10 protein-coding genes are annotated in these 13,996 nt (G+C 61.5%); 2 read left to right on the top strand and 8 right to left on the bottom strand.

Going from position 1 to position 13,996, the window contains the following annotated elements:
- Positions 1-202 precede the first annotated feature (202 nt).
- The 6 genes from AC1DZP_RS00875 to AC1DZP_RS00850 form a co-directional block, all read right to left on the bottom strand.
- Positions 203-1,453, bottom strand: a complete 1,251-nt coding sequence (locus AC1DZP_RS00875) for an efflux RND transporter periplasmic adaptor subunit (protein WP_477299833.1) — start codon at positions 1,451-1,453, stop codon at positions 203-205.
- Positions 1,450-4,623, bottom strand: coding sequence for an efflux RND transporter permease subunit (locus AC1DZP_RS00870; protein WP_477299832.1), 3,174 nt, complete (start codon positions 4,621-4,623; stop codon positions 1,450-1,452). The genes AC1DZP_RS00875 and AC1DZP_RS00870 overlap by 4 nt, the downstream gene beginning before the upstream one ends.
- A gap of 346 nt (positions 4,624-4,969) precedes the next feature.
- Positions 4,970-5,698 (bottom strand): alpha/beta fold hydrolase, encoded by a 729-nt coding sequence (locus AC1DZP_RS00865; protein ID WP_477300178.1) that lies wholly within the window; start codon positions 5,696-5,698, stop codon positions 4,970-4,972.
- A gap of 370 nt (positions 5,699-6,068) precedes the next feature.
- On the bottom strand, positions 6,069-6,656 hold the full coding sequence (locus tag AC1DZP_RS00860) for a hypothetical protein (protein ID WP_477299831.1): 588 nt from the start codon (positions 6,654-6,656) through the stop codon (positions 6,069-6,071).
- Positions 6,657-6,658: 2 nt separating this feature from the next.
- Positions 6,659-8,947, bottom strand: coding sequence for an FdhF/YdeP family oxidoreductase (locus AC1DZP_RS00855; protein ID WP_477299830.1), 2,289 nt, complete (start codon positions 8,945-8,947; stop codon positions 6,659-6,661).
- A gap of 99 nt (positions 8,948-9,046) precedes the next feature.
- Positions 9,047-10,123, bottom strand: a complete 1,077-nt coding sequence (locus AC1DZP_RS00850; RefSeq protein WP_477299829.1) for a helix-turn-helix transcriptional regulator — start codon at positions 10,121-10,123, stop codon at positions 9,047-9,049.
- A gap of 419 nt (positions 10,124-10,542) precedes the next feature.
- Here AC1DZP_RS00850 and AC1DZP_RS00845 point away from each other — a divergent pair, with 419 nt between their 5' ends.
- Together AC1DZP_RS00845 and AC1DZP_RS00840 are read left to right on the top strand one after the other, a co-directional pair.
- On the top strand, positions 10,543-10,932 hold the full coding sequence (locus AC1DZP_RS00845) for a response regulator transcription factor (protein WP_477299828.1): 390 nt from the start codon (positions 10,543-10,545) through the stop codon (positions 10,930-10,932).
- A 382-nt stretch (positions 10,933-11,314) separates the two neighbouring features.
- Positions 11,315-11,977 carry a response regulator transcription factor gene (locus AC1DZP_RS00840; RefSeq protein WP_477228453.1) on the top strand — a complete coding sequence of 221 codons (663 nt, stop codon included), beginning with the start codon at positions 11,315-11,317 and terminating at the stop codon, positions 11,975-11,977.
- 171 nt (positions 11,978-12,148) lie between these two features.
- Here AC1DZP_RS00840 and AC1DZP_RS00835 read toward each other — a convergent pair whose 3' ends face one another.
- Together AC1DZP_RS00835 and AC1DZP_RS00830 are read right to left on the bottom strand one after the other, a co-directional pair.
- Positions 12,149-12,748 (bottom strand): sigma-70 family RNA polymerase sigma factor, encoded by a 600-nt coding sequence (locus AC1DZP_RS00835; RefSeq protein WP_477300177.1) that lies wholly within the window; start codon positions 12,746-12,748, stop codon positions 12,149-12,151.
- Between the two features lie 311 nt (positions 12,749-13,059).
- Positions 13,060-13,902 (bottom strand): formate/nitrite transporter family protein, encoded by an 843-nt coding sequence (locus AC1DZP_RS00830; RefSeq protein ID WP_477299827.1) that lies wholly within the window; start codon positions 13,900-13,902, stop codon positions 13,060-13,062.
- Positions 13,903-13,996: the final 94 nt, after the last annotated feature.

Below are 13,996 nucleotides of genomic sequence, written 5' to 3'. Positions count from 1 at the left end.
CTCGGGAACTTTCGGGTTGCGAAGTTGATCTCGCCGCTTCCGTTCTCGTCCTGCATTACTTAACTAGCAAGTGGTGGAAGTAATATGTAGTATATCAAGGTATCATCGATGTATGACATAGTATGGACCGCCAATTCGCGATGCATGTACGGCACCAAGGGGGAAATGGGCTTCATTTGCACCCCGGGCGTCCGGAACTGAACTAAGCTGGCCCGACGGCTGCAGGGCTGATCTGCACCTTGCTGCCCTCGGCAAGTTCGACCGGCGGATTCAGGATCACAAGGTCGCCCTGTTTGACGCCGTCACGGACCTCGACCTCCGTTCCGAGATCGCGCGCCACCGATATTTTCCGGATATGCGCAATGCCGTTCTCGACCACGGCAACCTGCAAACCATCCGCGTTGAAGATGATCGCATCTGCGGACACGGAAAAGCTGGGTGTCTTGCGCGGGATCTGGAGCTCGACAGTACAATAGGTGCCGGGCGTGAGAACACCGTCAGGGTTCGGAATGTCGATTTCGGTCAGCAAGGTCCGTGTGCCCGGTGCCAGCGCATCGGCAATCCGCGTCACCGTGCCGGGGAAGGAACGGCTGGGGATTTCGGGGACCTGGAGCACGGCCTTGACCCCCGGGGTCAGTCCAAAGGCCTGGTCCTGGGGGACGAAGACCTGGGCACGGATCACATCCCCCTGCATGATGGCGAACAGGAAAGTGCTGTTGGTCGTGTCGGCCTGCACCAGGCTGCCGATATCGACGTTGCGTTGAGTGATGACGCCGTCGAACGGGGCGACCACCTGCTGGTAGGCCTGTTGCTGGTCGAGAACGCGCAACTGGTCCTGCTGCGCATTCACGTTGGCCTGCGCAACGCCGACAGCCGCCTCCTGTGCCTTGAGGGTTTGGACGTCGATCGTACCCTGTTCCTTGGTGATCCAGCCCTGGTCCACCAGGGGTTTGTCTCGTTGCCACGTCACCTTGGCGAGATCGAGATTGGCTTGTGCTTGTTGCAGCGCCGCCTTGAACTGTCCCAAGGTTGCCTGGGCCTGCAAAATCTGGTCATCGAGTTCCGGCACGGCAATCTTGGCTAGCAACTGTCCCTTCTTGACCTTGTCCCCGATATCGGCCTCGCGCGTCTCGATATAGCCGCTGGCTCGCGCGAAGATGTCGGCGACGTCGAAGGCAGTTGTGGTGGCGGGCAGACTGACTTTCACGATGTCGTCGCTCGGCCTTACCGCCGCAACACGCACCAGCGGAATGAAGTCACGCGCCTGTTTGGCCGAAGCCGCGAGTTCCTGGTTGCGCGAATAGTACCCTTGGGCGCCATAGGCCAATCCCGTCATCAGCAGAGCGAGCGCGCCCAACGCAAGCAGCCGGCCTCCGCCTCGGCGCGGCGGCCGCTTCATTGCATCATCCATCACCGTGTCGTCGTCCTGATCCAAACGGTGCCTCGGTTTCATGCGATTTCCTCTTCGAAGACGCCGTGAGCCGTCTTGCCGTCCTGTCCGCTACGCAGCATCGCGAACAGGTACGGCACGACGAGGAGCGTCGTGGGCGTTGCAAATAAAAGTCCTCCGATGACCGCGCGCGCCAGAGCGGCATTCTGCTCTTCGCCCGCTCCGCCGATCGCCATGGGAACCATGCCGACGATCATCGCGGCCGCGGTCATAAGCACAGGTCTGATCCGGGTATGACCGGCGTCGATCGCCGCGTCGAACGCGGACTTGCCTGCCAACTGCTGGTCCCGGGCAAAGGTCACGAGCAGGATGGAATTGGCCGAAGCAACCCCGACCGCCATGATCGCACCCATCAGTGAGGGCACGTTGAGCGTGGTGCCCGTGATGAACAACATCGTCACGATGCCGCAAAAGGTCGCCGGCAAGCCAAGGATGACGACGAAGGGGTCGCCGAAGTTCTGATAGTTCACGACCATCAGCAGATAGACGAACACGGCGGCGAACAGGATGCCGATGCCGAGATCCCAGAAGGCATCGTTCATGCTCTGGATCTGCCCTATGACCTGGATGGTGTTTCCGGGCGAAAGCTGCTTCTGCAGGTCGGCGACGATCGTGCTGATCTGGCTGGAGACACCTCCCAGATCGCGACCCTGGACGCTTGCATAGACTTCGTAGACTGGCTGGACGTTCGCCTGGTTGGCGTTTGTCGGGAGACTGTCGCGCTTGAACGTCGCGACGTTGCTGAGTTGCCCGGGAACCTGTGCGCCGGCGGTGTTGATGGTTGAGGACACAGGCGTGTTGCCGAGATCGTTCAATGACGCGATCTTGTTTTCCGGTGTCTGAACGGCGAGGTAGTAGGGAATGCCCGTGGTCGGGTCGGTCCAGAAGTTAGGCGACACCTGCTCGGAGGAACTCAGGCTCACATTGATGTTGTTGGCGATCGTGCTGGCATTGAGGCCGAGCTGCGCCGCCCGCGTGCGATCGATATCGGCATAGAACGCCGGCGCGTCGACTTCCTGCTGCAGGTGTGCGTCGACCACGCCGGGAATGGCGGCGATGCGGCGCCGCAACTCCGATGCAACCCGCAGATTGGTGACGCGGTCATAGCCGACCGTACGGACATCGATCTGCGCCGGCAGTCCAAAATTGAGGATCTGCGTGACGATGTCGGCCGACTGGAAGTAGAACAGAACGTCTGGAAAGGCGCTTGGCAGCGCCGTGCGCAGCTTGCGCACATAGTCGGCAGTCGGCGCGTGGCCGTCTTTCAATGCGACCTGGATCACACCGTCATTCACGCCGATGGTCGATCCATCCGTGAACGCCAAATTGTAGGAACGCGCCGGCAGGCCGATGTTGTCGACGACAAGCTGGAGGTCGCGATCAGGAACGATCTCGCGGATCTTGTCCTCGACAGCCTGGAAGATCTTCTCCGTCTCCTCGATCCGGGTTCCCGCGGGGGCGCGAACATGGAGTTGGATCTGGCCGCCGTCGATCGCAGGAAAGAAATCGCGACCGACGAGCATCGTCAGTACAGCGCCCAATGCGAGCACCAGGGCTGCAATGACGGGAACGATGAACCGGCGCCTGAGGAGTACGGCCAGCAGCTCGGCATAGTGCAGGCGCATGGCCTCGAAACCACGTTCGAACCTGGCGTGAAACCTGCCGAACCAGCCCGTCGAGGCGCCGTGGCGCTCGCTTTTGAGCAGCAATCCGATGGTGATCGGAGTGAGCGTTCGCGAAAGGCCATAGGATGCGAGCATCGCGAACACCACGGCAAGACCGAGCGGCGTGAACAGATATTTTGCCGGACCTTCCAGAAAGACCACTGATGTGAACACGCAGCTTATGGCCAGCGTCGACACCAGGGTCGGCACGGCGATACCGGCGGCTCCATGCAGCGTCGCCTGCGGCAGCGTCTGTCTTTCCTCGGTGAGCAGGCGATGGGTGTTCTCGAGCGTCACCGTCGAATCGTCGACGAGGATGCCAATCGCCAGCGCCAGGCCCCCCAGCGTCATCGTATTGAGCGTTTCGCCCAGGAAATACAGCGCCACGACCGACGACAGGATCGCCAGCGGGATCGAGATCATGACGACCAGCGTCGATCGCCACGATCCCAGAAACAGCAGGATCATCAGAGCGGTGAGTGCGGCCGCGATCACGCCCTCCCGCAGCACGCCGGCGATCGATTGCTTGACGAACACCGACTGGTCGAAGAGCTCTTTGATTTCCATGCCGGGAGGCGCCGCGGCGCGCGCCGTCTTCAAGGCATCCCGAACGGCATTGACCACCTCCAGCGTCGAGGCATTGCCGTTCTTGATGATGCTGAGCAGCACCGAATGCCGGCCGTTCTCGCGAACGATGTTCTGCTGAACGAGCCATCCGTCATGGACTTGGCCGACATCCTTGACGAACACCGTAGCGCCATTCACGACCTTGATCGGAATATCGTTGAGCTCATCGATGGTTGCTGGCGTGGCGTTGGTGCGCACGACATACTGTGTGTTGCCGATCTTGGCCGTGCCCGACGGCAAGGTCAGGTTCTGGGCGTTGACCGCGTTGACGACGTCGAGCGGTGTCAGACCCTTGGCCAGGAGCTTCGACGGGTCGAGGTCGACCATGATCTGGCGATATTTTCCGCCCGCGGGTGTTGGCAGGGTGACGCCCGGGATCGGGGCCAGCTGCTGGCGGATCCGATAGATGCCGTAGTCGTAGAGCTGCTGTTCGTTGAGGGTGTCCGAGCTCAGGCTGATCTGCAGGACCGGCACGCTTGAGGCATTGAACTGCACCACGAGCGGTGCCTGGATACCCGGCGGCAGGAGGGCACGAATGGCGTTTGTGGCCGAAACGATCTGCGCGATCGCGAGATCGAGATTCACATCCTGTTGAAAATAGATCTTCTGGACCGACAGCCCCCCTAAGGTCTGCGCCTCGATGTTCTTGATGCCATTGACGTTGGAGCTGATCGCATACTGGCTGTACGTGGTTACACGCTGTTCCATCTCCGGCGTGCTGAGGCCGCCATAGCTCCAGATTACAGTCACCACCGGAATGTTGATTTCCGGAAAGACGTCCAACCGCATCTCGCGACTTGCGACGCCGCCGAGAAAGAGAATCAAGGCAGCCAGCACATAGAACGTGTGCGGAAATCGCAACGCGAACCGAACGATACCCATGCCTCAGCCGATGACCTTCCTGGCAACGTTAGTCGGAACGGCTCGAGCGATGAACGTCGCCGTATTGCCGGATTTTCTTTCAGTGTCTCCGAAATGACTTTGCGCCCATTGCCTCGAATGTCCGGTCCTTGCGCCCAAAAGGCGTTGGCGCCGAGCGTTGCCCGGTGACGTCGCCAAGCTCATCGCCGGGCGCCCGATGGCGGGCTGGTTTGGGCAACATCAGTGCAGTGGGCGAGACCATTGCGAGCAGCATGTGGATGCTGCGCGCGGCGGGCGGGCCGTCGCCGGGACGGCCCGCCCAGGCCGTCAGGCCCGTCCGCATAGCTTCGCCGGGGCAAATCCAATGTCATCGGCCCGCCGCAGCCAGAATGAGGTCGGCGACCTCCTTGGGATGGGAAACCAGCGACAGGTGGCCCGCATCGATCTCCACCGTCGTCGCGTGCATGCGTTTGGCGAGAAACCGTTCGAGATCAGGGTTGATCGTCTTGTCCTGCTTCGACACCGCATAGAACGATGGCTTGGAATGCCATGCAGCCTCGGTGGTTCGTCCGCCGAAGATGGTCGCAGCGGTGGGCTCCTGAACCGCATACAGGATCTTGGCTTGCCGGGGCGCGACGCCGTTCGCGAAGTATTTCAGGAATGAGTCTTCGGACAATCTGGTGAAGCCATCATTCACCTGGATGCCGGCTCGAACGGGTCCTGCGGGAAACTTTGCCGAAAGAGCGACGAAGTCCTCACCTGCATCCGGTGCTCGTGCAGCCACATAGACCAGCGATGTGACCTTGGGATCAGTCCCCGTTTCGCTGATGACGGTGCCGGCCCAGGAATGCGCTACCAGCACGGTTGGCCCATCCTGCAGCGCCAGCGCCCGTCGCGTCTCCGCGACCGAGTCTGCCAGCGACGTCAGCGGATTCTGCACCGCGGTTACTCTAAGGCCGGCTGCCTGAAGGAGCGGGATCACCTCGGCCCAGCTCGATCCGTCCGCCCACGCTCCGTGCACGAGCACGACGTTGCGCGCCACGGTATGCGCGGGCTTGGGCGTGGGATTGTCAGCCGCCACGGCGACTCCCGACAGGCCAAGAGTGAGGGCAATTGCGATGGCATTGACGATCTCGCGCACGGGTCTCTTCCTTCCCTTTTTCAAACAATCGAATGCGCCGATGACCGAGATGAGGGCCAGCGATGCGGTAGCAAATCCTGCGGGCCGGCTCCGTGGCCTAGGCGTTTGCGGAGGCAGCTCGTTGCGACAATCCCGATTTCGCGGTTCGGCGTCTTTCAGAAACACCCCTGCCTTTCTCGTCGCGCACGAACGGGCAGGTCCGATGGCGATGTGATGGGCGCGCCCGCCGTCGGCAACGACCGAAAGGTCACCAAAAAAGGGGCGGCGGATCGCTGATGCGACCCACCGCCAGTTCAGGCGCCCGCGGGAGGAGGGGACGGGCGCCTTAGGAGTTCGGCAGAATGGCGCGTGCGCGGAGTGCGTGGGAGCTTCGCCTCCAACGCAACGCTTCGCCACGTGGAAGAGGCTGGGCGGCAAACATTGAGTGAGGGGCAAAGAGCAGGGCCACGAGAAGTCGCGTGGCGGAAAGCTCGTCGCCGGCCGTCGGCAGCGCCAGCATCGCACACTGCCAAATCCGTCCATCGAGCGCCCAGGTCGCTTGTCTTGCCTGCGGCAGCTGCTCCGCAGCGGCCCGCACACACAGCCGGCGCAGCTGCCCGCGGCTGGGTTGGGGGAGCGCAGACAGCCTGTGACCACCACGGTCCCCGCCACAAAGCGCGTCCAGCGCCGCGCCCCATCTCGCAAACATGAAGTCTGCTCCCCGCTCAAGCACGATTGCTTCGGCAAGATAGGGTTCCAGAACCCCAAACTGCGCCAGTTCGACACTGCCGCTCGCGCCTTCGGTGTCGCGACCGAACCCGTCCGACCACTTGCCTGCGACCCAGCGCGACGCGGCCTGAAGATCGCCGCGGTCTAGCCGCCAGGGATAGGATCGGCATTGGTCATGAAGGCGCGCGAGTTCGACCTCACCCATGATCAAACCGCCTCGGTACGCGACCGCGAAATGCGAATCGGAATTGCTTTGAAGGAGGGCGTGAAACTGATCGGATCGTGCGCATAGAGCGGCACGAGGGGGTTTGCCTCGGGATAGTAGGCCGCACAGCTGCCATTCGGGAAGGCATACGGGACGATCCGAAAATTGGACAGGCGGCGTTCAACGCCGTCGGTGGACAGAGTGATCAAGTCGACGCGGTCGTCGGCCTGGAGGCCACGCCTTTCCATCTCCTGTTCGTTTAGGAAGATCACGTCGCGCTGACCGAAGACACCGCGATAGCGGTCGGACATCGAATATATCGTGGTGTTGTACTGATCATGGCTGCGCACCGTCGTCAGCCATAGAGCGTCGAGACTGTCCAGGGGCGGATCCTCGCCGAGGCCGTCGAAGACGAGGAAATTCGCCTTGCCGGAAACTGTCGCCCAGATGCGTTCGCGCGCGTTCGATGTCAGATGGAAGCCGCCCGGGATGCGAATGCGGGCATTGTAACCCTGGAAGATCGGGAACACGTCTTCGATCGCGTCGCGGACAAGGTCGTAGTCGGCGGTGAAGCTTTCCCAGTCGACGACGGAACCTGCACCCAGCGTCGCCCGTGCAATGCCGGCGACGATTGCAGGTTCGCTCATCAGGTGCTCCGACGCCGGAACATTGCGGCCCGCCGACGCGTGCACCATCGACATCGAATCCTCGACCGTGATCGACTGCGGCCCCGTTGCCTGGACGTCGATTTCGGTGCGCCCGAGGCAAGGCAGGATCAGCGCATCGCGCCCGTGTACCAGATGGCTGCGATTGAGCTTGGTTGACACTTGGACCGTCAGGTCGAGCTTGCGCAAGGCAGCGCGGGTTACCTCCCAGTCCGGGATGGCTGACACGAAGTTGCCGCCGATGGCGAAGAACACTTTCACCTTCCCGTCTTTCATGGCCTCCAGCGCGGTCACGACATTGTGGCCATGTTCGGACGGCGGCTTGAAGCCGAAGCGGTGCTCAAGCCGATCGAGAAATTCCTTTGTCGGCGTTTCGGTGATGCCGACCGTGCGATCGCCCTGGACGTTGGAATGGCCGCGTACCGGGCAAAGTCCGGCGCCCTCGCGGCCGATATGACCGCGCAGCAGCGCGAGATTGGCCAGCTGCTGCACGTTTTGTGCTCCCCGCCGGTGCTGCGTGATGCCCATGCCATAGACAATGATCGCTCGTTCGGCCTGCATATAGGCGCGAGCGGCGTATTCGATGTCCTCGCTAGCGAGCCCTGACTGAGAGACGATGTCGTCCCATCGCGTCGCTCGCAGGTCGGCGGTGAGAGCCTCGATACCCGTCGTATGGCCCTTGATGAAATCCCAGTCGAGGATCGCCGGCAGCTCGCCCGCCCGCGCCGCATCGTCTGCTTCCATGAGCACTTTCATGAGCCCCTTGACGACGGCGACGTCGCCGCCGACACGCACCTGATAAAGCTTGGCGCTGATCGGTGTCGACGTAAGCGTTGCCATTTCGACCGGGCTCTGGGGCGACTGGAAGCGCTCCAGGGCGCGCTCGCGGAACGGATTGAAGGACATGATGGTTGCGCCGCGCCGCGAGGCGTTGCGCAGGCTCGTCATCATGCGAGGGCTGTTCGTGCCCGGATTTTGTCCAAAGATGAAGATGCAGTCCGTCTTGTCAAAATCGGAAAGCAGGCAGGTACCCTTGCCGACGCCGAGCGAGTGCGGCAGGCCGACGCTGGTAGCCTCGTGGCACATGTTCGAGCAATCGGGGAAATTGTTGGTGCCGAACTCTCGCACGAAGAGCTGGTAGAGGAACGCTGCCTCGTTCGAGGTGCGGCCGGATGTGTAGAACTCGGCCATGTTGGGATCCGGCAATCCGTTGAGGTGGCGGGCAATGGTTGCAAAGGCCTCGTCCCAACCGACCCGCACGTAATGGTCGGATGCGGCATCGTAGGCCATCGGATGGGTTAGGCGTCCGACCATCTCGAGATCGAAATCGCTCCAGCTTGAAAGCTCGGCAACGGTATGGGCGGCGAAAAACTCCGGCGTGCAGCGTTTCGCCGTGGCTTCCCAGGCAACCGCCTTGCCCCCGTTCTCGCAAAATTCGAAGGATGAAGTGTGCTTGGGGTCCGGCCAGGCGCAGCCGGGGCAATCAAATCCCTCCGGCTGGTTCATGCGCCCCAGAGTGGCCGCCCCCTTGATCGGGATTCCCTGCTCGACAAGGTGTTCGCCTAGCGACTTGAGCGCTCCCCATCCGCCGGCCGGGGCATTGTAAGGACGAATGTCATTGGCCATTGGAGACGCCTCTACGAAGAGCTGAAGAATCCTGTGTGGGCAAGAAGCCTTCCGGCAAGCAACATCTTTCCATCGCAGTGCTGCCGCCAGCGCTGTCGACTATGTTGCACCGGCAGAGCTGCGGGGCGGCAACTCTCCCAGAGCTGCCAGCTGAATGGGCCGCGTGTCCGACCCACGTGGCGGGTGGCGCCAACCGACGGGATCGCTGTCGAAAGGGCGATCTGCGACATCCCTGCGATTGCCGCAACGCCAGCGATAGGGTGTCTCGCCAACGAAACGTCCGAAGACCGTGGTGAAATGGGCCTGGTTCTGAAAGCCCACGCTCAGCGCCACGTCGACCAGGGTCATCTCGGTCTCGATGAGCATCTGCTTGGCACGGTCAATCCGTCGCCGCAGCAGGAATTCATGCGGGCGAATGCCGGTGGCCGCCCGGAACTGTGCGGCGAAATACATTCGGCTGAGCCCCGCCACTGCTGCCATGTCGGCGAGCGTAATCGTCTCATCTAGATGTGAATCGACGTATTCGACGACGCGCTTCCATCGCCATTTGGACAGGGCGGCCGTAGAGCGTGCCGCCGGCTCATCCGGGTCTGGCTGCGGATCTGAGCGCAGCGTGAGCAAGCGGGTTACGATGGCAAGGCGGACTGCATCGGCATAGAGGTTGCCAAATCCATCATGGCTGTCTTCTGCCGCCTCGAGCGCCCTGGAAAGACGCTGGACGACCGGATCAGAGGAGTGCCGTTCCGGGACCAGTTCGGCAAGGCCTAGGTCCCGAGGCGCGTGGAAAACATTCAGACCGTCGATCGCGCTTTGGCCTGCTTGGGCAAATTGCGCCATGGCCCCACTGGGCGCCGCCGTAGGATCAGGGTCTGTCGCCGCATTTGCATGCATCGTTAGACCGCCGCGACGGGGTTGCGGCATCGCTGCAGCGGACACCGAGAGAACCACATTCATATGAGTGAGGGGGATCGAAATCATGCGGCAGTCTGGCGCCACCGGGTAGGCGCCGTTGCCTGCGTCGAATGGGTCGAACAATGACGAGCCGACCTCAGGCGTTCGAGGCGGGTCGGCGACATGCATCGCTCGGACCATGCCGTCGCGTCGAGGAAGGACGGGCCGATCTTCTCTCGGTTGCCGATCGTAATATTCGGATGCAGACAATGAGTGGAACTGCATTGGGCCCGTGCTCCTCTAGCCTCAGAATTTTCTTCTGCTTGCTGGTCAAGGTACACGGGTGGGAAATCTGCTCCATTGAATGGCCGTCTGAATGAATCATATCATCAGCTATGCTGCGTATACGATGGTATCTACTATTGGCGGCGGCGCCTTGGGCGCGTCTGGCGATGTCGGCAACCTTGTGCAGGGAGGTCGCCGGTGCCGTGCGACAATGATCCCACCGTGCGGTTGAACGTTGACGCCGCTGTGTAGCCGTACGGTTCTCCGACCGGTCGCCAGGTCGCGGCATCGCTGCCTGCGAACCTCAGGCTAGTCAAACCTCTGTATGATTTCGGTCTTGGCTCTACGTTCGTATGCTGGCGCCGAGATGAGATCGCGCCGGGCGACGCCGGGCGACACAGTCTCCGGGGGACACCGATGTGTCGAAAATTCCGATGGTTGCCATAGTTGACGACGACGAGGCGGTCCGCACGTCCACCGCGAATCTGATACGTTCCTGCGGCTTTGCCGCGAACCTGTTTGCTTCTGGCGAGGAACTCTTGCGTTCGCCACGGCTCGCCGACGCCTGCTGTGTCATTACCGATGTGCAGATGCCGGAAATGAACGGGTTGGAACTGCAGACGTTGCTCTTGGCACGTGGCCACACCGTTCCGGTGATTCTTATCACGGCCTATCCTGACGAACGGACCCGGCAAAATGCCCTCGCTGCAGGGGCGGCAGGCTTCTTCTACAAGCCTTTTGACGCCGCCGCCATGATCCGGTGCATCGAAGATGCGCTGAACTGGCCACGCGAAATCAAGCCGGAATGACGTCTTCGTGATGAGCCGAGCGCTGCCACCGCCATTGCTTTCGGAACGAAGTCGCGTGCGTTCCAAATCGGAATTTTGCGTTCGTTCCGGGAAGATTGCCGTCAGCCTGTGCGGTTGAATTCCAGGCAGGTTTCGGCGATCGCCTGCCTAGCCCCGCTGCACAAGAGGGCGCGACTGCAGAAACATCAGCGCACATGCGCCGATGGGTGGATTGGTGATATTGATGGTGTAGCGCGCGGAAGCCATCCCAGCCCCCTCGGCATTACCGACAGTCGCGACCACGTCTCGCCTAGTGGCGGGGCTCGTTGCCAAATTAATATGCTAAGATGGCGTTGTGCCATTCCTGGGCCGTGCGGAGCAGGAATCGTGAGAGCGGATTGCTATCGTGACAGCAGGTTCCAATCCAGGCCAAACCGCGTCGACCGCTTTTGCGCCGACAGTCTATGTCATCGATGATGACGACGCTGTGCGCGATGCCCTGAGTGGGCTGTTCAGATCCGTGGGGCTGCATGTCGAACTGTTCGCCTCCGCCAGCCAATTCCTGCAGGGCAAGCTGCCGGAAACGCCAAGCTGCCTCGTGCTCGATATCCGGTTGCCCGGCGTGAGCGGCCTCGATTTCCAGGCTCACCTTGCAAAGTCGAACATTCAAATGCCCGTCGTCTTCATGACTGGACACGGGGATGTCCCGATGTCGGTGCGCGCGATGAAAGCCGGAGCGATCGATTTTCTGACCAAACCGTTCCGGGACCAGGACATGCTTGATGCGGTCTTCGGCGCGCTCGAAAACGACCGCATAAGGTGGGAATCCGACCAGGAAGCGGCGACGATATCAGCCCTGTACGAAACTTTGACCTCTCGTGAAAAGGAAGTCATGTTCTTCGTGACCAAGGGCCTGATGAACAAGCAGATCGCGGGCGAGATGGGCCTTAGCGAAATTACAGTCAAGATCCATCGCGGGCATCTCATGCGGAAGATGGCGGTGCGGACCTTGCCCGACCTGGTACGGATTGCAGAACGGTTGGGCCTTCGAAGCGCAAATCAATAGCTATGGCAAAGTCGTCATCCGGTATCGCGCGAAAATCTATCGATTCCGCCCGCTCGCTCCAGCGGTTCTCGACCCTCCGCCGTTCGGCGGATATGACCCCGTGACGCAGCGCCGGTGTGGACGGCAGGGGCCTTGGTTCATCATTGAAAACGGTGACGGTTCATTCTTTGCTCACCCTGGTTGGCCTGGCTGCGAGACACCTTCGAGGATCGATCGCAGCTCCTCTCTGCCCCTGGCGATCCGCGACGTCAGTGTCCCCACGGGAATGCCCAGCGCCTTCCTGGCATCGGCATAGGAGAGGCCTTCGACCGCGACTAGCACGAGTGCTGCGCGTCGTTCGGGATTGATCTGCTGAAGCGCCGAGAATACGTCCACGAATACGAGCCTGTCGGCCTGTGGCGACGTCGCGATCGCATCTATCGTTTCTGAGATCGTGATCACTGCCTGGGCATGGCGTTTGGCGCGCCGCAACTGGTCGACGAACAGATTGTGCATGATCGTGAGCAGCCAGCGGCGTGGCGTATCGCCGGCCGTCCAGTTCGCCATCCTCGACAGCGCCCGTTCGAGGCTGTCCTGCACAAGGTCGTCGGCGGCATCGCGGTCTCGCAACAGCGCGCGCGCATAACCACGCAGCCGTGGGATCTCCGCGACGATCGCTCGCCTGCGTTCGTCAGTGATCTCGGCCGCCGCGCCGCTTTCTGAAGAAGAAGCGTCAGCCGAACGAAAACTCGGCTGCGGCGAAACATCAGGCGGAAGGTCGAGTTGCGTCATGTTCGTGGTCATCAGGCGATGCGCAATGGCGGCGATTGCAATTTGTGATCCGGACTGAACTCGGTCGGCCGCGAACCTGACGGCCACAGCCATCCTCTGGTTCGGGACTGCACATCTGGTCTGTCAGGCATGTGCCGGCGCCTTTCCTGGCTCTAGCCGTGTCCAATCGAAGCTGTTCGGCTGGGTGTTGTCGGCGCCACCATGGCGGACCCGACTGAGGCCTTCTTTTCGAAACGACTACATTCTTTCGCGAAGCAATGTGGGCGGCCCAATGCGGAGGAAGAAGATATGTTCGCCGGAATGCTGGTCCATCACTCGGCCGGGCCGAGTGACATCCTCGCCGCAGGGGCAGGCACGTCTTCTGCACCGCCCTTCAGGTAGGTCCAATAGAGAGGAAGTCCGGTGAAGAGGAAACCGCCAGCAATGTTGCCCAAGGTCACGGGTATCTGGTTCCAGTACCACCAGTCTGCGAAGCTGATCTTGGCCCCGAGCATCATCCCCATGGGAATGACGAACATGTTGACGACGCAGTGCTCGAATCCGAGCGCGAAGAAGGCGAATATGGGCAACCAGCATCCGACGATCCTGCCGAGGGTGGACTTCGAACTCATCCCCATGACGACGCCGAGGCAGACCATCCAGTTGCAGAGCATGGCCTTGACGAAGGCGGTCACCAGTCCGTCGTATCCATACGGCTCATAGGCGATCGTCTTGGCTTCGGCGAGCGCACGCAGATGATCTCCGAGCGCACTCGCCCTAACATTGCCGACATCGGTCAGGACGACATAGAACAGCCCGGCAAAGATGAGCGAACCGAGCATGTTGCCGACGAAAACCCAGAACCAATTGGCCAACATCCGGCCGACCGTCGTGCGGTGAGCGAGGACGGCCAGGGGTACCAGGCCAAAATTCCCGGTCAGGAGCTCGAGGCCAAGGATGATGATGATGGCAAACCCCACCGGGAAGATGAGAGCGCCGACGAGCGCGACATTTGTCTGAAGCGCACCCTCCAGGGCCATGCTCGTCGCGAAGGCAAGCAGCGCCCCGGAAAGCATGCCGCGGATCAAAAGATCAGGAGCGCTGTGAGCGGCTTTAGCGGCGCCGAGATCCACCATTGCCCGCACGATTTCGCGCGGCGAGAGGCTGTCGTTCATGATCGCTATCCTTCTGCGCCGAGCAGGCTGGTTCCGCATTTCAGAGCCGCAAGGCGCGGCAACTGCGGTCTGGCTGAAGGGATCGCAACTGTCG

The sequence above is a fragment of the Mesorhizobium sp. P2_F8 genome (assembly GCF_056403655.1).
This window is presented reverse-complemented; position numbering and strand designations above follow the sequence as displayed.